Origin of the sequence: Alsobacter soli (genome assembly GCF_003004785.1) — a bacterium.
GTDB lineage: Bacteria > Pseudomonadota > Alphaproteobacteria > Rhizobiales > Beijerinckiaceae > Alsobacter > Alsobacter soli.
The window spans coordinates 22,684-40,944 of sequence record NZ_PVZS01000037.1; the positions used below are offsets into that span (position 1 = coordinate 22,684).

16 protein-coding genes and 1 pseudogene are annotated in these 18,261 nt (G+C 67.5%); 7 read left to right on the top strand and 10 right to left on the bottom strand.

The window, feature by feature from the left end; translation table 11 throughout:
- Positions 1-3: 3 nt before the first annotated feature.
- Positions 4-669, top strand: a complete 666-nt coding sequence (locus tag SLNSH_RS22120; RefSeq protein ID WP_106340068.1) for a hypothetical protein — start codon at positions 4-6, stop codon at positions 667-669.
- Between the two features lie 151 nt (positions 670-820).
- Here SLNSH_RS22120 and SLNSH_RS22125 read toward each other — a convergent pair whose 3' ends face one another.
- The 6 genes from SLNSH_RS22125 to SLNSH_RS22150 form a co-directional block, all read right to left on the bottom strand.
- On the bottom strand, positions 821-2,323 hold the full coding sequence (locus SLNSH_RS22125; protein ID WP_106340071.1) for a carboxypeptidase M32: 1,503 nt from the start codon (positions 2,321-2,323) through the stop codon (positions 821-823).
- A gap of 13 nt (positions 2,324-2,336) precedes the next feature.
- A complete protein-coding gene (locus SLNSH_RS22130; protein ID WP_210202561.1) occupies positions 2,337-3,332 on the bottom strand; it encodes an ABC transporter ATP-binding protein in 996 nt (331 codons plus the stop codon).
- On the bottom strand, positions 3,329-4,327 hold the full coding sequence (locus tag SLNSH_RS22135) for an ABC transporter ATP-binding protein (RefSeq protein ID WP_106340073.1): 999 nt from the start codon (positions 4,325-4,327) through the stop codon (positions 3,329-3,331). Before SLNSH_RS22135 ends, SLNSH_RS22130 begins: the two co-directional genes overlap by 4 nt.
- Positions 4,324-5,151 (bottom strand): ABC transporter permease, encoded by an 828-nt coding sequence (locus SLNSH_RS22140; RefSeq protein ID WP_106340075.1) that lies wholly within the window; start codon positions 5,149-5,151, stop codon positions 4,324-4,326. The genes SLNSH_RS22135 and SLNSH_RS22140 overlap by 4 nt, the downstream gene beginning before the upstream one ends.
- Entirely contained in the window at positions 5,148-6,086 is a 939-nt protein-coding gene (locus SLNSH_RS22145) for an ABC transporter permease (RefSeq protein WP_106340077.1), read from the bottom strand. The genes SLNSH_RS22140 and SLNSH_RS22145 overlap by 4 nt, the downstream gene beginning before the upstream one ends.
- A gap of 63 nt (positions 6,087-6,149) precedes the next feature.
- Positions 6,150-7,745 carry an ABC transporter substrate-binding protein gene (locus SLNSH_RS22150; protein WP_106340079.1) on the bottom strand — a complete coding sequence of 532 codons (1,596 nt, stop codon included), beginning with the start codon at positions 7,743-7,745 and terminating at the stop codon, positions 6,150-6,152.
- 158 nt (positions 7,746-7,903) lie between these two features.
- On the opposite strand from SLNSH_RS22150, the gene SLNSH_RS22155 reads away from it, so the two are divergent.
- Genes SLNSH_RS22155 through SLNSH_RS22175 form a run of 5 tightly spaced genes read left to right on the top strand, consistent with a single transcriptional unit; the run spans position 7,904 to position 12,800 of the window.
- Positions 7,904-8,920, top strand: a complete 1,017-nt coding sequence (locus tag SLNSH_RS22155) for a GntR family transcriptional regulator (protein ID WP_106340081.1) — start codon at positions 7,904-7,906, stop codon at positions 8,918-8,920.
- Complete coding sequence (locus SLNSH_RS22160; RefSeq protein ID WP_106340083.1) at positions 8,917-9,618, top strand: creatininase family protein; 702 nt, start codon at positions 8,917-8,919, stop codon at positions 9,616-9,618. The genes SLNSH_RS22155 and SLNSH_RS22160 overlap by 4 nt, the downstream gene beginning before the upstream one ends.
- The gene (locus tag SLNSH_RS22165; protein WP_106340085.1) at positions 9,615-10,649 is read left to right on the top strand and encodes a ketopantoate reductase family protein; all 1,035 of its coding nucleotides are present in this window, start codon (positions 9,615-9,617) and stop codon (positions 10,647-10,649) included. The genes SLNSH_RS22160 and SLNSH_RS22165 overlap by 4 nt, the downstream gene beginning before the upstream one ends.
- A gap of 10 nt (positions 10,650-10,659) precedes the next feature.
- Positions 10,660-11,406, top strand: coding sequence for an SDR family NAD(P)-dependent oxidoreductase (locus SLNSH_RS22170; RefSeq protein ID WP_106340087.1), 747 nt, complete (start codon positions 10,660-10,662; stop codon positions 11,404-11,406).
- Positions 11,403-12,800: a dipeptidase gene (locus SLNSH_RS22175; protein ID WP_210202562.1), complete on the top strand. Its 1,398-nt coding sequence runs from the start codon at positions 11,403-11,405 to the stop codon at positions 12,798-12,800. The genes SLNSH_RS22170 and SLNSH_RS22175 overlap by 4 nt, the downstream gene beginning before the upstream one ends.
- A gap of 200 nt (positions 12,801-13,000) precedes the next feature.
- Here the strand turns inward: SLNSH_RS22175 and SLNSH_RS22180 are convergent, their stop codons facing one another.
- The 3 genes from SLNSH_RS22180 to SLNSH_RS22190 all read right to left on the bottom strand — a co-directional run bounded on the left by SLNSH_RS22180 (position 13,001) and on the right by SLNSH_RS22190 (position 17,221).
- Positions 13,001-13,837 (bottom strand): hypothetical protein, encoded by an 837-nt coding sequence (locus SLNSH_RS22180; RefSeq protein ID WP_106340089.1) that lies wholly within the window; start codon positions 13,835-13,837, stop codon positions 13,001-13,003.
- Positions 13,838-14,201: 364 nt separating this feature from the next.
- The gene (locus SLNSH_RS22185) at positions 14,202-15,509 is read right to left on the bottom strand and encodes an HlyD family type I secretion periplasmic adaptor subunit (RefSeq protein WP_106340091.1); all 1,308 of its coding nucleotides are present in this window, start codon (positions 15,507-15,509) and stop codon (positions 14,202-14,204) included.
- A complete protein-coding gene (locus SLNSH_RS22190) occupies positions 15,509-17,221 on the bottom strand; it encodes a type I secretion system permease/ATPase (protein WP_106340093.1) in 1,713 nt (570 codons plus the stop codon). Before SLNSH_RS22190 ends, SLNSH_RS22185 begins: the two co-directional genes overlap by 1 nt.
- Before the next feature lie 614 nt (positions 17,222-17,835).
- Here SLNSH_RS22190 and SLNSH_RS24730 point away from each other — a divergent pair.
- A complete protein-coding gene (locus SLNSH_RS24730) occupies positions 17,836-18,018 on the top strand; it encodes a hypothetical protein (RefSeq protein ID WP_146140350.1) in 183 nt (60 codons plus the stop codon).
- A 43-nt stretch (positions 18,019-18,061) separates the two neighbouring features.
- Here the strand turns inward: SLNSH_RS24730 and SLNSH_RS22195 are convergent.
- A pseudogene (locus SLNSH_RS22195) lies at positions 18,062-18,261 on the bottom strand (MBL fold metallo-hydrolase); the annotation flags it as partial.

Genomic DNA, 18,261 nt, shown 5'->3' on the forward strand with positions numbered 1-18,261 from the left:
GAGATGAATGGCTGGACCACGGCCAGCCTCTGGCTGGCCGTCCTTTCTAGCGGCTTGTACCACGGGGTGAACCCCGGGATGGGCTGGCCGCTGGCCGTGTCGGCTGCGTGGATGGGGGAGGGAAGGCGCGAACTCCTGCCCGCGCTCGCCGCGTTGGCGGCGGGGCATTTCCTCGCCATGGCGGTCATCCTGCTGCCCTTCGCCGCCATGGCGGCCCTCGTGACTTGGGAGCGCGAAATCAGGGGCGGGGCGGGCCTGGCCGTTCTCGGGGTCGGAATCTTGCTGCTGGCCAACAGGCGGCATCCGCGCTTCCTGGCCCGGATCGAGCCGACGCGGCTCGCATTCTGGTCCTTCGCGGCCGCGACCGCCCACGGAGCCGGGCTGATGCTCGTGCCGATCTATCTCGGGCTTTGCCGGCCGGAACGGCTCGATGACGGCCATCGCGCGGCTGGCGCCCTCATGGCGGGCAACGCTGCGGTGGCGGTGCAGGTCGCGGCGGCGCATGCCGTCGTCATGATCGTCTCCGGCGGCGTCCTTGCGCTGGCCGTGCATGCGTGGCTTGGACCGCAATACATCAGGCGAGCCTGGTTCAACCTAGACGTCGCTTGGCCGCTCAGCCTTGTTCTCGTCGGCGGGATCGGCTTGGCTGCCTCGGTGTCCGGGACCTAGCCGCTGATCCGCCATGTTTGGCGAGCAGCAGCCGTTGCGCAGTAACGAGCACGTGCTGCCCGTCGCCAGTCAGTTGCTCAGCCGAGCGGTTGCCCTCGCGCTGCACAGATCCGAATGGCGGCAAGCCACAACATGGGCCGGACCTTGACCATCAGGCGCCGTAGCGTTCGGCGAGACGCCTGATGTAGGCGTCGGGCGCAAGCGGACTGCCGGTGGCGTGCTGCAGGATCTCCGTGCGGCTGCGGCGGCGGCCGTGGCGCCAGACGCGGTCGCGAAGCCAAGCGCCGAGGGGGGCGTAGTCGCCCCGGTCCAGTCCGTCCGAGACCCCGTCCACGCGCATGGCGGCCTCGAACAGCTGGGCCGCCATGACGTTGCCGATGGTGTAGGTGCAGAAAGAGCCGATCATCCCTGACGACCAGTGGATGTCCTGCAGCACGCCACGGCGGTCGTCGGGCGGCGTCAGGCCCAGATGGCGGCGCATGGCGTCGTTCCAGGCGGCCGGAAGATCGCCGACGGAGAGTCCGCCGTCCATCAAGGCGGCCTCCAGTTCGACCCGCACCATGATGTGGAGATCGTAGGTCAGTTCGTCCGCCTCCACGCGGATGAGGCTCGGACGGACCACCGTCACTGCGGCGTAGAACTGGTCCGGGGTGAGGCTGGCCAGCGCGTCCGGGAACGCCGCCTGCAGATCGGCGAAGTGCAGACGCCAGAAACGCAGGCTGCGGCCCACATGGTTCTCCCAGAGCCGGGACTGCGACTCGTGGGCGCCGAAGCTCGTCCCGCCGACCGCGTAGAGGCCGACGAGGTCGGTCGCGAAGGCGCTGCGCGTGTAGCCGGGGTCGACGTTCTGCTCGTAAAGGCCATGCCCGGTTTCGTGGAAGGCGCCGAACAGGGCCGGGCGCAGATCCTGGACGTTGAACCGCGTCGTGATCCGGACGTCGCTGCGCGTGAACGAGATTTCGAACGGGTGAACCGTCGCGTCGAGGCGGCCGCGGCCGAAGTCGTAGCCGAACAGCGCGGCGAAGCGCTTGGCCGTCTCGGCCTGGATGGATGGGGGGAAGGGGCCGCCGGAGAGCTCGGCCGGCGGCCGCTCGCGCGCCTTCTCGAGCAACGGCGCAATTCCGAGACGAAGGTCCGAGAACAGCGGCTGAAGAGTTGCGACAGTCTCGCCGGGCTCGTAGAGCCCAATCATGGCGTCGTAGCGGTGCTCCGACCAGCCGATGGCGTCCGCGTAGTCGCGCGTGCTGGCGACCGTCTCTTCCAGCCAGGGCGCGAACGCGGCGAAGTCATTGGCGTCGCGCGCCGCCGCCCAGGCCGCGTTGGCCTTGGCGCGGATCGCCGCCCGTCGCTCCACGAGCTCGGCTGGCACGCGCCGGTGCAAGCTCACGGCCTGGCGGATCTGACGAAGCTCCTCGTGCGCGTCGTCGTCAGGCGGCAGGCCGGCGACTTCCTGCTCGGCTTGGTCCAGCAACTCGAGCGTCTGGTCGGCCGCGATCATGTCGCGCGCCAGCCGGGTCGCGGTCGCGATCTGATGGCCTCGCGACTCCGTGCCTCCGGCCGGCATCATCGTGCGGCTGTCCCAGACAAGCAGGTTGAGCGTGCACAGCAGGTCGGAAACGGTCGCGATGCGCTGACGCAAAGCTGTCAGGCTCATGGGGAGGATCCTCTCAGGTCGAGGGCGCGCCCGCGAGATGGCACGCCACGGGCCAGCCGCCATGGCGTCGGTCCAGGGCTGGGACCTCCGTCCTGCAGCGCGGCTCCGCGATGGGGCAGCGGGGATGGAAGGGGCATCCAGGCGGCGGGGCGATGGGGCTCGGCAGTTCCCCGCGCACGGCTTCCCGGGTCGAGCGCTGGTGGGGGTCGACCTGCGGCACGGCCGCGATCAGGGCGCGCGTGTAGGGATGCCGCGGCGCCGTGAACACGGCCTCCGTGTCGCCGGTCTCGACCACCTTGCCGAGATACATCACGGCCAGCCGGTGCGATACGTGCCGGACGAGCCGCAAATCGTGGGTGATGAACACAAGGGAGAGGCCGAGCCGGTCCTGCAACTCCAAAAACAGGTTCACCACCTGGGCCTGCACCGACACATCGAGCGCCGAGACAGGCTCGTCGGCGATGATGACGGATGGCTCCACCGCGAGAGCTCGGGCGATGCCGACGCGCTGCCGCTGGCCGCCGGAGAACTCGTGGGGATAGCGGTCCGCGGCGTCGCGCGGCAGGTGGACCAGGTCGAGCAATGCGCCGACCCGATCGCGCGTCGCCGAGGGCTCCACGATCCGGTGGACGGTCAGCGCCTCAGCCAGGGCGTCGCCGACCGACAGGCGCGGGTTGAGCGAGGCGTAGGGGTCCTGGAACACCATCTGGACCCGGCGATGATAGGAGCGGCGGGCCTCGCCCGTGAGACCCAGCACGTCCTTGCCTTCGAACCGGACGGCGCCGCAATCCGGTTCGTAGAGGCGCACCAGGCACCGCGCCAGGGTGGACTTGCCGCAGCCCGACTCGCCGACGACGCCAAGGGTTTCCCCCCGATTGACGGAGAGAGACACCCCGCCCAGGGCCTGAAGCGCCCGCTGAGGCCGGCCACGGAGCGCGTCGGCCAGGCTGCGGCCGAGCGGAAAGGCCTTGGTCAGGTTTTCAACCTGCAGGAGGGCGCCGTCCTTCACGCCGGGACCTCCCGCCTGGCGAGCCGGTCACTGGCCCAGCAGGCCGCCTCCTGTCCGGGAGCCACCGGCGCGAAGGGCGGCGCCTCAGCGCCGCAGCGCCCCTCGGCATAGGCGCATCGAGGCGTGAAGGGGCAGCCCTGGAGGGGCCTGTCGAGGCGCGGGGGCAGGCCGGGGATTGGCCGCAGCGGCGCCCTCGCGACGCCGCCGTGCGGCATGCTGCGCAGAAGCGCGTCCGTGTAGGCGTGCCCGGGGGCGGTGAAAACGCGGTCCACCGGGCCGGTCTCGACGACACGGCCGGCGTACATCACGCTGACCCGCTCGCAGGTCTCCGCCACGACGCCGAGATCGTGGGTGACCAGGACCATGGCCATGCCGAGCTCTCGGCTGAGGCGCAGCAAGAGCTTGAGGATCTGGTCCTGGATGGTAACGTCCAGCGCGGTGGTCGGCTCGTCGGCCAACAGCAGCTTCGGCTCGGCCGCCAGGGCGATTGCAATCATGGCGCGTTGGCGCATGCCGCCCGAGAACTCGTGCGGATAGCCGGCCAGCCGCTGCGCCGCCGAAGGGATGCCGACGAGATCGAGCAACTCGATGGCTCGGCGTCGACGACCCGCCGCGTCCAGAGCCGTGTGAGCCTGAAGGCTCTCCGCGATCTGAACCCCGATCGGAATCACCGGGTTGAGGGCCGACATCGGCTCCTGGAAGATCATTGCGATCTCCCGCCCGCGCAGAGCGCGCAGGCGTTTCTCGGGCATGGCGAGCAGATCTTGCCCGCGCCACCGAGCCTCGCCGGTCGTGGTCGCGTTGCTGCGCAGCAGGCGCAGGATCGCCCTCAGGGTGACGCTCTTGCCTGAGCCGGATTCTCCGACGAGACCCAGCGTGTCGCCCGGCGCGAGGGCGAGATTCACGCCGTCGACGGCCCGCACCTCACCGCGGCTGGTGGCGAAGCGGACGCGCAGGTCGCGGACCTCGAGTATGGGCTGTGGACGCTCCGTCATCGCCGCACGTCCATGAGGTCTGCGAGGCCGTCGCCGAAGAGGCTGAAGCCCATCCCGCACAGCACGATGGCGGCGCCGGGAAAGACCGTGATCCACCACGCCTGCGAGAAGAAGTTCTTGCCGTCGGCGATCAGCACGCCCCATTCCGCGGTGGGCGGCTGGGCCCCGAGCCCGAGATAGCCCAGGCTCGAGCCGAGCAGGATGGCGAGGGCCATGTCGGTCATCCAGTAGACCAGGATCGGACGGGCCGCGTTCGGCAAGATATGGCGCAGCAGGATGCGCCGCTCGGGGTAGCCGAGCACCTTGGCGGCAGAGACGTAATCCTGCCCGCGCAGGACCATCACCTCCGCCCGCATGAGCCGGGCGTAGAAGACCCAGCCGACCACCCCGATGGCGATGTACATGTTGGACAGCCCCGGGCCGAGCACCGCCACGATGGCGATGACCAGCACCAGGAACGGGAAGGTCACGACGAGGTCGACCAGGCGCCCGAACACGGCGTCGGCCAGCCCGCCGTAATAGCCGACGAGAAGCCCGACGATCGCACCGATCACCAGGGGGCCGAGCGTGGCGAAGATCGCGATCTGCAGGTCGACCGTCGCCGCCGCGATGGTGCGGGACAGAATGTCCCGGCCGAACTGGTCGGTGCCGAAAGGGTGCGGCGCCGAGGGCGGCTGCAACAGGGCCCCGTAGTCGAAGGCCAGCGGGTCGTAAGGAGCGATGAGGCCAGGCGCCAGGGCGCAGACCGCCAGGGCCGCCAGAATGACGACGCCGGCGACCAGCGAGACCGGCGCGCGGCGCCAGGCGAGCGCAACGGCGGTCATCGGGCCACGCGGGGATCAAGGGCCATCTGGACGAGGTCGGTGACCAGGAAGGCGAGTGACACGACCACGGCGAGGATCAGGGTCAGGGCCTGGATCATCGGGTAGTCGCGGGCGAAGATGCTGTCGACCATGAGGCGGCCCATCCCTGGAACGGCGAACACGCTCTCGGTGATCACCGCTCCGCCCAACAGGGAGCCGGCGTGCAGGCCCACCAGCGTCACCGTCGAGATGAGCGCATTGCGCAGCACGTGGCGCGTCAGGATCACGCGGCGGGACAGGCCCTTGGCGCGGGCGAAATCGACGAATTCCGCGTTCAGCACCTCCAGCACCGAGGCGCGCAGGTTGCGCATGATGACGGCGGCGAAGCTCAGGGCCAGCGTCACGGCAGGCAGCAGGAGGTGCCACAGGATGTCGGCGACGCCTTCGCCATAGCCTCCCACCGGGAACCACCGGAACCAGGCGGCGAAGACAGTCAGCAGGATGAGGCCGACATAGAACACCGGCGACGACAGACCCACCTGAAAGACGCTGCGGATCAGGAAGTCGGGCCAGCGGTTGGCGTTCAGGCCTGCCACGAAGGCGAGCGGAACGGCGAGTCCTAGCGCGATCAGGGTAGCGAGCCCCGTGAGAGCAAGCGTGACGGGCAGGCGCTCGGCGATCACGGAGGTGACGGGCACGCGGAAGGCGATCGACGTGCCGAAATCCCCCCTGACGGCGTTTTCGAGGAAGATGGCGAACTGCTCGAAAATCGTGCGGTCGAGGCCCATCTGCTGGCGCAGGCGGTTCACGGCCTCGTCCGACGCCCGATCGCCCAGCATGGCGCTGACGGGGTCTCCCGGCAGCAGGCGCGCCAGCACGAAGACGACGACGCCGATGAGCAGGAAGGTGGGCACGATCTGCAGGAGGCGCGCGGCGATCAGTCCGGCCTTGCTCATCCTCGGTCCTGGTTCATGGCGGCGGAGGGGCTCGCCGCAGCATGCGCCGCGGCGAGCGTGACGTCACTTCTCGATGTAGGCCGCCTCGAACAGGTTGTTGCCCAGCGGGATCTGCACGAATCCCTTGGCGTTCTTGCGGAACGCAACCGGGTAGGGCGTCTCATAGAGGTACAGGATGGGCGCGGACTCGTTGTAGCGCTGCTGGATCTCGCGGTATTGCTCGGCCCGGGCCTTGGGGTCGATCTCCTGCTGGCTCTTCTCGAACAGTTCATCCACGCGCTTGTCCTGCCAATTCGAGTGCAGCGAGTGGATGTTCGGCCAGTACGCGAAGTAGGACGTGATCTGGCTCGGGTCGGAGATGTCGTTCGTCCACGCGGAGGTGCGCATGCCGAAGTTCTCCTCGCGGTAGCGAGCCGTCCGCGTGGCGTTGTCGACCTGGTCGATGCGCAGCTTCACCCCGACCTGGGCCCACATCTGTTGAACGGCCGCGAGGTCATTGGCGTCGTCGCCGTTGCCGGAGAGCGAGTAGATCTGCAGGTCGAAGCCGTTGGCCATTCCCGCCTCGGCCAGGAGCGCCTTGGCCTTGGCGAGATCATACTTGTAGAGGTTGTCCTGGCCCACGAAGAGGGGGGTCGTCGCCGACATGAATGACCGCATCGGCTTGCCGAGGCCGAGCGTGGTGATTTGGATGATGGCGTCCTTATTGACGGCGTAGTTCAGCGCCTGGCGCACCTTGGGATTTGCCACCGGGTTCGGCTTTCCGTCCTTGTAGGTGGGGCCGCAATAGAAGGTCAGGTAGCGAACGCGGGTCGAAGGCCAGAGCTCCATCCGGAGGTTGGGATCGGCCTGCAACTCTTTCACCCGCGCGTAGGGGATGAACTCCGTGCCATCGATCTCGCCGGCCTTCAGCTTGAGAAGGCGGGTGGCGTCGTCGGGGATGATCTGAAACTCGAGCTCGTCGAGATAGGGCAGGGGTTTCCCATCTTCGCCCTGCTTCCAGTAGTAGGGGTTGCGCTTCAGCGTCATGGAGACGCCGCGCTTCCATGCCGTCATCACGAACGGACCCGTGCCGATCGGCTTTTCGGCGAAGGACTTGGCCTTCTCCTCCGGGGTTGCGCCAGGGGAGGCTTCGAACGCTTTCTGCGGCAGGATCGCGCTGTTGAAGGTGGCGAGCGCCGGGAGGATGGTCGGGTCCGGGTGCTTGAGCGCCAGGGTCACCGTTTCCGGGCCGGAGACCGAGACCGACTCGATGGACGCGAGGGATGAATTCCAGGCCCCGGCCTTCGGGTCGCGGGCCCGGTCCAGCGACCACTTGACGTCGTCGGCGGTCAGCGCCGAGCCATCCGCAAATTTGACGCCGGGCCGCAGCGCCAAGGTGACGGTCTTGCCGTCGCCCGAGACGTCCCACTTGGTCGCCAAGCCGGGCTGCACGCCGAGGCCGTCGGCCGTCGGCTGCAGCAGCGTGTCGTAGAGGTTGGTCAGCACCCAGATGTCGACGTTCGCGTCGTTGAGAACCGGGTCGAGGAACAGGCTGTCGGCGTAGCGCGCGTACACCATCTTGCCGCCGCGTGTCGCCGCGTCGGCGATCGAGGGCAGCTGGACCAGGCCTGTCGCGACAGCGAGCGCGACGAGACTCGCCTTCAGGAATGTCCGTCTCATCAAATTTCTCCCCTCTGCGGCTTCACGCCGTCCTGTGTTCTGTCCTAGGATGCTAGAAGGGTGGACGTGAGAACGTCAACAGGCGCAACTTGCGATCCAGCCGTTCCGCTCGGATTTTGAGCGCATCGCCAAAACATTGTGCTAACCGTCTAGAACACATGCCCGGCGCCGCCCTCCTCAGCAACATCGCCTCGGCGCTCGACAGGAGCCTGCCGGTGCCGCTGAGCGTGCAGCTGAAGGGGCTCATCGAATACGGCATCGCCTGCGGCGAGCTGCCCCCTGGCGTGCGGCTGCCCTCTGTACGGGAATTGGCGGAAGCGAGCGGAATAGCGCCGATGACGGCCGTCGCGGTCTACCGTGAGCTGCAGCGAAGCGGGCTCATCACAAGCCGTCCCGGCGCTGGAACCTATGTGGCGGAAGGACCCCGCCGGGACGGCTCGGAGGCGCTTGCGCGTGTCCAGGCCCACCTCGAGGCGGCATTGGCGGAAGCGGAGGCGGGCGCGATTCCGCTCGCGCAGGTGGCCTCGCTGCTGAACGCCGCCATCAGCCGAGGGCGCGTCCGCGAGGGCCGGCCGATGCGCCTGCTCATGCTGGGGGTGTTCCGCGACGCGACGCGAGCCTACGCCCAGGAGATCGCGCGGCAGTTGAAGCCGGGCGACGTGATCGAGCCCTGCACCTTCGACGAGATGCGGGCAGGCCTCCGGGCCGGGCCGGCGCCGGATCTCGTGGTCACCCTGGCCAACCGCAAGGCCGAGGCCGAGGCGGCCATGGGCGGGCGGGCTCCCGTGACGGCGGTGAGCTTCCTGCCCTCGGAACAGACCCGCGCCCTGCTGGCCGCCATCGATCCGCTGGCGCGGGTGGGCCTCGTTTCCGTCTTCCCGGAATTTCTGGCGCTGATGAAACCCGGCGTGCGTCGGTTCGCACCCCACGTGCGCGAGATCGAAGCCATCGTGGCGGACGACCCGAAGCTGCCTGCCTTTCTGGGGCGGCTGGACGTGGTGGTCTACGCCACGGGGGCCGAGGGCGCTCTTGCGGCGGCGGGAGCCCCCGCGGGCGCCATCGAATACCGCCACGTCCCCGATCCCCATGCGGTGCAGGAGAGCCTGCTGCCGCTCGTCGAAGCGATCAGGAGCGGCGCCGTTGGGCGTCAGCCAGCCAAGGAGGCGATCCGATGAGGATCAGCGACATGAACTGGATGCAGGTGGAGGACTACCTCAAGCGCGATGACCGCGCGGTGGTCCCGCTCGGTTCAACGGAGCAGCACGCCTACCTGAGCCTGTCGGTCGACTCCATTCTCTCCGAGCGGGTGGCCCTGGAGGCGGCCGAGCCGCTCGGCGTGGCCGTATTTCCGGTCCTCGCCTACGGCATCACTCCCTACTTCATGGCTTATCCGGGCACCGTGTCGCTGAAGATGTCGACCTATGCGGCCGTGGTGTCCGACGTGCTCGACTCGCTCCGAAAGGCGGGCTTCCGGCGCATCCTGCTGTGCAACGGCCATGGGGGCAACTCACCCGCCCAGACGGTCGGGGTGGAGTGGATGGGCGCCAATCCGGGCGTCGTCGTGCGCTTCCACAACTGGTGGAACGCGCCCAAGACCTTCGCCAAGGTCCAGGAGATCGACAAGGTCGCCTCGCATGCGTCCTGGATGGAGAACTTCCCATGGACGCGGCTGCCGAACATCCGCGGGCCCGAGATCCAGAAGCCGATGGCCGACCTCGACATGATGCGCACCAAGGATCCGGCCGGCGTCCGCGGCGTCCTGGGCGACGGTAATTTCGGGGGCCTGTACCAGCGGAGCGACGAGGACATGCAGGCCATCTGGGACGTCGCAGTGGCGGAGACGCGCGCCCTCATCGAAGGGCCCTGGTCATGAGCGGCGTCGAGGGTCCGATCCTGGTCTGGGGGGCGGGCGCCATCGGGGGCACGGTCGGGGCCTACCTGACGCGCGCCGGGTTGCCGGTCACCTTCGTGGACATCGACAGCGATCATGTCGACGCCATCAACGCGGGAGGCCTCGCCATCGAGGGGCCCATCGAGCAATTCTCCGTCAAGGCCCCGGCCTTCACGCCGGACATGGTGGAGGGCCGTTTCGGCTGCATTCTCCTGTGCGTGAAGGCGCACCACACCCGTGGGGCTGCCGAGCAGCTTAGGCCGCATCTGGCGCCCGGCGGCTACGTCGCCTCGTTCCAGAACGGGCTCAACGAGCTGGAGATCGCGGAGGTCGTCGGCCGCGAGAACACGGTCGGGGCCTTCGTGAACTTCGGGGCCGACTACATGAGCCCCGGCGTGGTCCAGTACAGCGGGCGCGGCGCGGTGGTGATCGGCGAGATCGACGGGGCGGTCACGCCGCGGGTGCGGGCGCTGCACGAGACCATGCGGCTGTTCGAGCCCAACGCCGTGCTGACCGACAACGTCATGGGCTACCTCTGGGGCAAGCTCGGATACGGCGCCCTTCTGTTCGCCACGGCGCTCACTAACGCGTCGATCTGCGAGGCGCTGGACGCGCGCGAGCCCCGGGCCCTGTTCCGACGTGTCGCCGGCGAAGCGACGGCCGTCGCCGGCAAGCTCGGGATCCAACCTCTGGGCTTCAATGGCTACGACCCGGCCGCCTTCGCGCCCGGCGCATCGGACGCGGCGGCCGACGCGTCCTTCGACGCCATGGTCGCCCACAACGCCAAGTCGGCGAAGACGCACTCCGGCATCTGGCGCGACCTGGCCGTGCGCAAGCGCAAGACCGAGGCGGACGCGCAGCTCGGGCCAATCGTCACCTTCGGGCGGCAGGTTGGCGTGGCGGCGCCGGCCACCGCGGGGGTGATCGCCATGATTCACGAAATCGAGGATGGCCGGCGGCCGCTCGCCTGGGACAACCTGGCGGAACTCGCGACTTCGCTGCCACCCGCCTGAGGAACACACCATGCAAATCTCATTCGAGGGGCGGAGGGCGCTGGTCACCGGGGCCGCCAACGGCATTGGGCGCGCCATCGCGCATGAGCTCGCCCAATCAGGCGCTCAGGTGGTGGCGGTCGACATTCTGGCGCGAGAGCTCGAGGGGGCTGGCGCTCATCCGTCCGGCCGAATCTCGACCGCCGCGTGCGACTTGACGCGCAGGGCTGACACGCAGGCTCTCGCCCGGGACTACGGGCCGTTCGACATCTTCGTGCATAGCGCAGGCGGCGTATGCGGTCAGGTTGGACGGCCCCTGGAGGAGGTGCCGGAGGAGGACTGGGACGCCATCGTGGCCATCAACCAGAAGGCTCCGTTTTTGCTGGCGCAGGCGCTTGCGCCGTCGATGAAGGAGAGGCGCTACGGCCGCATGGTGTTCATCTCCTCCGGGGCGGGGCTTGGAGTCAGCCTGACCGGCATCCAGGCCTACGCGTCGGCCAAAGCCGGCGAGATCGGGCTCACCCGGCAATTGGCGCATGAACTGGGGCCGTTCGGGATCACGGTCAACAGCGTGGCCCCGGGTTTCGTGCGCTCGAACCCGACGACCGAACGGCAGTGGGCGAGCTATGGCGCGGAGGGCCAGAAGGCGCTGCTCAACCGGATCGCCACGCGGCGGCTGGGCACGGCCGAGGACATCGCCAACGCCGTCGCGTTCCTGGCCAGTGAGCAGGCCGGCTGGATCACCGGCCAGACCCTCTCGGTGGACGGCGGCAAATGATGGAGACGAGCGCCGTCGAGTCGCTGCTGGAGTCCGAAAGGCCGCGGCACCTGGAGATCCTGGAGCGTTTCGTCGCCATCCCAAGCGTGTCCACCGACCCCGCCTACAAGCCTCACATGGCGGAGGCGGCCGCGTTCGTCGCCGAGCGCCTCCGGCAGGCGGGCATGGAAGCCGTGGAGATTCACCCCACGGAGGGGCACCCCGTGGTGACCGCCTCCTGGCGGAGGGCTCCCGGGGCGCCCACTGTCCTGGTCTATGGCCATTACGACGTGCAGCCGCCCGAGCCGATGGACGCCTGGACCTCTCCGCCGTTCCGGGCCGAAGTGCGGGAAGGGCGCCTCTACGCCCGTGGGGCGTCCGACGACAAGGGACCCATGCTGATCCCGATCGCGGTGGCGGAGGCCTTCATGCGGGTCGACGGCCGGCTGCCAGTGAACCTCGTGTTCCTGTTCGAGGGGGAGGAGGAGGTCTCGAGCGCGCACCTGGAGGCCTTCGTGGCCGCTCATCGGGATCTGCTCGCCGCAGACTTCACGCTTTCGGCCGACGGCGCGCAATGGCGTGCGGACCTCCCGAGCGTCACGGTGGCCAGCCGCGGCATCTGCGCCCTGGAGGTGGTCGTGCGCGGTCCCGGCAAGGACCTGCACTCCGGCCGGCACGGCGGCGCAGTGGTCAACCCCATCCAGGCGCTTGTCCGGCTCTTGGCTAGGTTGCACGACGACCGGGGAGCCGTGGCCGTTCCCGGGTTCTATGACGGCGTCGAGCCAGTAAGCGAGGACGAACTCGCCGCCATCGCTTCAATCCAGTTCGACGAGGCGGCCTATCTGGCCGAAGTGGGCGCCCCGGCCCCCGGCGGCGAGCAGGGGTACACGCTGCTGCAGCGCAACTGGTTGCGTCCCACCCTCGAGTTCAACGGGGTGGTCGGGGGCTATACGGGCGCGGGGAAGAAGACCGTCATCCCGCATCAGGCCTCGGCCAAGATCACCTGCCGCCTCGTGCCGGGCCAGGATCCACAACGGGTCGTCTCGCTCATCGCCCGCCATCTCGCGGCTGCTGCGCCTGCCGGGGTGCGGGTCGAGGTGCGCCGCGAACCCGGCGGGGCGCCGGCCTACGCCATCCCGGCCGAACACCCCGGCCTGGCGTTGTCCGAAGACATCCTGGAGGAAATTCTCGGACGCCGGCCTGTCCGGGTCAGGATGGGCGCCACGATTCCCATCGGCGAGATCTTCCGCCGCGTGCTCGGCATCCATACGGTGTTCTTCTCGTTCTCGACCGTGGACGAGGACTACCATGCCCCCAACGAGTTCTTCCGCCTGTCCAGCTACGCGGCCGGGATGGTCGCCTGGGCCCGCTACCTGCAGCGTCTGGGAAGCGCCTCGTCCCCTCCGGCCTTCTGACCTGAAGCGTGCGGGACAAATTCTGTATGGACGACAGGGCGATCGCTTCGCTGACGGCCATAGCCCAAGACCGCCCTAGAACCAGCGTGCGCAGCCTCGACGTTACGGTCCTTGGCTTGTCCCGGACGCGCGGCTCCAGTCTCCCCAAGAAAAGCAGGCGCGCCGCCGTTAACACGGCGGCGCGCCTATTCGCCTCGCACTTAGGCGAGCAGCATGTCGTGGTTAGGAGCAGCCGCCGCCGCGAGCAGCGCGTCCTGGCTGGGGGCGCCCGCTGCCGCGAGCAGCGCGTCCTGGTTAGGCGTCGCCGCAGCTGCGAGCAGCGTGTCCTGGTTAGGCGTAGCGGCCGCGGCTGCGGCAGCGCCGGTGTTGCTCGCAGGGGTGACGTCCAGGCTCCAATGATAGACCAGGTCGAAAGACCCGTCCGAATTGCGGGCCGTGGTCGTGAAGTCGTGGTCTCTGAGGTCTTCCTTCGTCAGGACAGTGGTCACCTTCGGCAGGGGATCGTCCGCTTGGATGCCGGGATCGACTTCTTTCCCTGACGTGGTTATCAAGAGGTTGACGTTGGGATCCCAGTTGTAAAGATTGAAAACGTGGTCCATTGGCACCACGTCGCCACGTTCATTGATGCTTTCCTTGTAGTAGCTCCAGGTCTGGCCTCCCGCATTGAAGTTGAAGTCGATTTCGGCGTGGTCGCCATTACCGTCCAGAGCTTGATTGACCTGGACGTAGTCGAGCGTCAGCCGCAAATTTTCCAGACCGCCGCCGGCTGCGTCACCCGCACCCGCGTTGGGGGTGCTGTGGGGATCCTGAAGTCCGAGCCGCTCCAGGATCGCGTCATGGATGTCGTTCCGCAGCCCGTTGAAGAGCCGTTCCTGGATGTCGCCAAAGTCGCTTTGGAACAGGCGAGCGAGCGGCGTCGACGGGGCACCGAGGAAGCCGCCCAGGAAGGACGAGAAGTCCCCAAAGAGCGACGGTTCTTCGGGCCCTGCCGGTTCGTCAAAAGTGGATTGGGTCAGTCCGGAGATTGTCTCAGACATGATAAGTCCTCCTATCCGAGCTCCGATCGGAGTTCGCCCAGGGCCCCCGCTCGCAGCGCATCGCCGCGCTGCACCTGCGTGCGGCTTCCCAGCGCCTTTCCGGGATCTCGTCCCAAAAGCTGAGATAGAATACCGCCGCTCGGTCTGCAGAATTGTTGCTCAGTTGTCTTGAAAGGACGTTCAGATCAATCGATGGTATTGGCAATGAAGCATACATCCGTGCTGATAGATCGGAATCAATTTTCACACTACACCTGTATATTCAGATTATGCAAGGCAGCGATTGGTGTAATACTAATAATCTGATTGTTTGTCTGCGAAGGTTCTAGCCCCTTCTATGGCGTATCTGCGCAGGTGTGCTTCATTATTTCTCACGCCACGCCTTCAGGATCTGGTCCTGCAAAGGCTTTGTGAGATAGGAGATGACGGTGCGTTCGCCGGTCTGGATGAAGCTCTCCACCGGCATGCCCGGGACGAGCTTGAGACCCTTCAGACGCGCCAGCTCCTGCGCCGGCGGCGTAATGCGCACCGTGTAGAAGCTCGCCCCCGTCTTCGCGTCCTCCGTGATGTCCGCCGAAACCATGGTGACCTCGCCTTTGAGCTCCGGCGTGGTGCGCAGGTTGAAGGCCGAAAAGCGCAGAATGGCCCTGTGCCCGATCCGGACCTGGTCGATGTCATGCGGCGCGATCCGCGCCTCGACGGTCAGGGTGTCCGCCTTCGGCACCACGAGCATGAGCTGCTCCCCGGCGTTGATCACCCCGCCGACCGTGTGCACGGCCAGCTGATGCACCACCCCGTCCTGGGGCGCGCGGATGTCCACGCGCCTGAGCTGGTCCTCGGCCGCCACGCGCTTTTCGGCCAGTTCGGCGAGCTTGCCCCGGATTTCCGCAAGCTCCTTGCCGACTTCGGTTCGCAGGTCCTGCTCGATCTGCAGGATCTGCAGCTCGGTCTCGGTCACCTTGCCCTTGGCCTGCGCCATCGCGGATACGAGGGAGCCGCGCTCTCCCTCCAGCCGCGCGGTATCACGCTCCAGCGCCGTCACGCGTGCGATCTGAACGAGGTGCTGGCGCCACAACTCGCGCACGCCCTTGAGCTCCTCGGCGATAAGCGCCAATTCGCGCTGCTTGGCGCTGACCTGGTCGGCCATGCCTTGGATCTGCTCGCGCAGCTGAGCGATCCGCTCCCGTAGCTGGTCCTTCTGGCCCTGCCGGGCGGTGCGCCGCAGCTCGAACAGGCGCGTCTCTTCACTGACCAGGTCCGCGATCGTCTCCTCGCCCATGCGCCCCGTGAGGTCTGCGGGAAAACTCACGCTCTCGCGACCGTCCTGCTCCGCCTTCAGCCGCGCTTGCCGGGCCGTCAACTCGTCCATGCTCTTGGTGATCACGGCCAGGTTGGCTCGCGTGACGGTCTCGTCCAATCGCACCAGAATGTCGCCGGCCCGGACCTCGCTGCCCTCCCGCACACGGAGGTCGCCCACCACCCCGCCGCTCGGGTGCTGGATTTTCTTGACGCTGCTGTCCACCACCAGCATGCCCGGCGCGATCACGGCGCCGGAGAGCTCCGTGGTGGCCGCCCAGCCCCCGATGCCGAAGGCGAGGAGGCTGGCCACGGTGGCGCCCCCAAGCAGGGCTTTGCGCAGCGCGCGTTCTGTTTTGGGATGAGGCCCGGTCATTACGCCGCCTCCGTGGACTGCTCCATCGGGCGCGCCAGCGGGCGCAGGATCTGGTCCTTGGGCCCAAGCACCTTTGGCTCGCCGTTCATGAGGCCGAGGATCTGGTCGATCGCGGCGAGCGCGCTCGGCCGATGCGCCACGAGGACCACCACGCCGCCGCGGCTGCGCACAGCCGACAGGGCCTGGGTCAGCGCCTGCTCACCCTCGGCGTCGAGGTTGGAATTGGGCTCGTCGAGCACGATCAGGAAGGGATCGCCATAGAGAGCGCGGGCGAGAGCAATGCGTTGGCGCTGCCCGCCCGAGAGCGCCATCCCGCCATCCCCGATGCGGGTCTGGTAGCCTTCCGGCAGATGGAGAATGAGATCGTGGACCCCCGCGGCCTGGGCGGCGCGGATCACGGCGTCGCGGTCGAAGTCCGGCTCGTAGCGCGCAATGTTCTCCGCGATCGTGCCGTCGAACAGCGCGACGTCCTGCGGGAGGTAGCCGATGTAGCGCCCGAGAGCATCGGGGGCCCATTGGTCGTAGGTGGCGCCGTCGAGCCGTACGCTGCCCTGCGCCGGTCGCCAGACCCCCGCAAGGGCGCGGGCGAGCGACGACTTGCCGGACCCGCTCGGGCCGATAACGCCCAGTCCGCTCCCGCTTTTGAGCGTGAAGGACACGTTCCGGACCACGAGCCGCTGCTCGCCCGGGGGCGCCACGCTCACGCCCTGCACCACGAGCTGCGCGTCGGGCTTTTGGACAAGCAGTCCGGCGGCAGGGTCGGTTACGTGAGCCAAGAGGACGCGCAGCCTCGCCCAGCTCTGGCGGGCGTTCACGAAACCCTTCCAGTGGGCGAGGGCCTGATCGACGGGAGCCAGGGCGCGCGCGGAGAGGATCGAACCCGCGATGATGACTCCGGCGGTGGCCTCGCCGTGGATGACGAGATAGGCGCCCGCGCCAAGAACGGCCGACTGCAGCGCAAGCCGCGAAGCCCTGGAAACCCCGCCGATCGCCCCGGCGACGTCGCTGGCCCGCTCGTGAGCGTCGAGGCCACGCTCGTTGATCTCCCCCCAGAGCCGGCTCAAGCGGTTGGCCATGCCCATGGCCGCGACCACCTCGGCGTTTCGGCGGCTGGCTTCGGCGAAGCTCATGCGGGCGGCGCCGTGCTGAGTGGCGGCTCGCAGGGGCTTGCGCGTGAGCAACTCGGCGCCGATCGTGAGCAGCACGAGCAGGATGGCGCCGCATAGAGCGGTGAAACCGATGAGCGGGTGAAAGAGGAAGCAGATCGCCAGATAGAACGGCATCCAGGGCAAGTCGAAGAGAGCCAGCGGCCCTGCTCCAGAGAGAAAATGCCTGACCTGGTCCAGATCGCGCAGGGGCTGCAAGCCCACCGCGGCGTGACCCGAGAGCGGCAGGCGGGTGACCGTCCCAAACACGCGCGGGCTCAGGCTTTCGTCGAGCGCGCGACCGATGCGAGCCAGGATGCGGCTGCGGAAGACGTCCAGGGCCGCCTGACCCGCATACAAGGTGGCGGCCAGGACAGAGAGCGCCACCAGCGTCGGCACGCTCCGGCTGGGGATCACCCGGTCGTAGACCTGGAGCATGTAGAAGGAGCCGGCGAGATACAGCACATTGTTCAGCGCGCTGAACAGTCCGACGCCGAGCAGCGGGGCCTTGCATGGCGCAAACACGGCGCTGAGCGGAAATGGCCCGTTCTGAGAGGCTGGTTGCATGCGCGCTCCCCCGAGGCACAGCCCTACCAGTTGGGTGGAGGCGACGCGCTCCACCCGTGATGACTATTGTCCTAGGAAGTCGAGGTCCTCATCATCGTCCGCAGCACGGCCCGCGTCAATGCCGGTAATAGCTCTTGTCTAGTCCGGTCTACACCACCAGGGATGATGCGACCTTCCTATTGCTGATGTAGCATCCCTTCATTACTCGCCAGATTTTGTCACAAAGAAACACAAATACTAACTCACCAACAGCAACTCTTACGACCGGCCAAACCGGGCTAGAGCCGCCATGTGGCCGGCGTCTGTACTGTCGGTGTGCATCACCCCGACAGTTCTGGATGGAGGACTGCATGAAGCAAGCGACGCCTCAAGCAGGGCTTGCCGACGAGCGCACAGAGGCGGTTTGGTCGCTTGGCTGCAGCGGGGCGGACAGCGCAGAACGGTCCTTATCCGGTAAGGAGTGGAAATTCGCTAGAGATGTGAGGTGAAACACATCCCTAGGCGGCCTTTCAGCACTACGTTTCAACTAAGTTCACCCAGAAGGGTTGAGCACTTCAAACAAGAAAACGCCAACCGTCGTGCAAGCAGTTCCACCAATAAGGTAGGAGCGTGCAATGGCTCGTTTCGATTTCGGCGCTCGCCAAAACATCTTCTTCGAGCGCGACCTCAGGCGAATGCGGTTTACGATCCTGCTTCATCGCCTAGGAGCCTTGGCCGGGCGCGCCACACGCCTGGTCAACATTTCGCAGCGCCCGGGTCAGGTTCGCTCCACCAAATGGTTCGCCTGGACAAGATGACGTTCCCTCGATTCAGCGGAGCGGTCCCGCGTATGGAAGCTCGCTAGTCGTCCCAGGCGTCGCAACTCAGGGCGTTCAGCGGGATCTTGAGAAAGGACTTCCCGTTGCTCTCGGGCTCCGGAAGTCGCCCCCCGCGCATGTTCACCTGCAGGGCCGGCAGGATCAGCTTGGGCATCGGCAAGCTTCGGTCTCGCTCCTGCCTTAGCGCAACGAACTCGGCCTCCGTCTTCGCCTTGGTCAGGT

Excerpts from the sequence above, each read along its gene's own strand:
- SLNSH_RS22165 (WP_106340085.1), top strand. The coding sequence starts at position 9,615 with ATGAGCGGCGTCGAGGGTCCGATCCTGGTCTGGGGGGCGGGCGCCATC.
- SLNSH_RS22135 (WP_106340073.1), bottom strand. The coding sequence starts at position 4,327 with ATGACGGAGCGTCCACAGCCCATACTCGAGGTCCGCGACCTGCGCGTC.
- SLNSH_RS22150 (WP_106340079.1), bottom strand. The coding sequence starts at position 7,745 with ATGAGACGGACATTCCTGAAGGCGAGTCTCGTCGCGCTCGCTGTCGCG.
- SLNSH_RS22160 (WP_106340083.1), top strand. The coding sequence starts at position 8,917 with ATGAGGATCAGCGACATGAACTGGATGCAGGTGGAGGACTACCTCAAG.
- SLNSH_RS22180 (WP_106340089.1), bottom strand. The coding sequence starts at position 13,837 with ATGTCTGAGACAATCTCCGGACTGACCCAATCCACTTTTGACGAACCG.
- SLNSH_RS24730 (WP_146140350.1), top strand. The coding sequence starts at position 17,836 with ATGGCTCGTTTCGATTTCGGCGCTCGCCAAAACATCTTCTTCGAGCGC.
- SLNSH_RS22125 (WP_106340071.1), bottom strand. The coding sequence starts at position 2,323 with ATGAGCCTGACAGCTTTGCGTCAGCGCATCGCGACCGTTTCCGACCTG.
- SLNSH_RS22190 (WP_106340093.1), bottom strand. The coding sequence starts at position 17,221 with ATGCAACCAGCCTCTCAGAACGGGCCATTTCCGCTCAGCGCCGTGTTT.
- SLNSH_RS22140 (WP_106340075.1), bottom strand. The coding sequence starts at position 5,151 with ATGACCGCCGTTGCGCTCGCCTGGCGCCGCGCGCCGGTCTCGCTGGTC.
- SLNSH_RS22155 (WP_106340081.1), top strand. The coding sequence starts at position 7,904 with ATGCCCGGCGCCGCCCTCCTCAGCAACATCGCCTCGGCGCTCGACAGG.
- SLNSH_RS22145 (WP_106340077.1), bottom strand. The coding sequence starts at position 6,086 with ATGAGCAAGGCCGGACTGATCGCCGCGCGCCTCCTGCAGATCGTGCCC.
- SLNSH_RS22175 (WP_210202562.1), top strand. The coding sequence starts at position 11,403 with ATGATGGAGACGAGCGCCGTCGAGTCGCTGCTGGAGTCCGAAAGGCCG.
- SLNSH_RS22185 (WP_106340091.1), bottom strand. The coding sequence starts at position 15,509 with ATGACCGGGCCTCATCCCAAAACAGAACGCGCGCTGCGCAAAGCCCTG.
- SLNSH_RS22120 (WP_106340068.1), top strand. The coding sequence starts at position 4 with ATGAATGGCTGGACCACGGCCAGCCTCTGGCTGGCCGTCCTTTCTAGC.
- SLNSH_RS22170 (WP_106340087.1), top strand. The coding sequence starts at position 10,660 with ATGCAAATCTCATTCGAGGGGCGGAGGGCGCTGGTCACCGGGGCCGCC.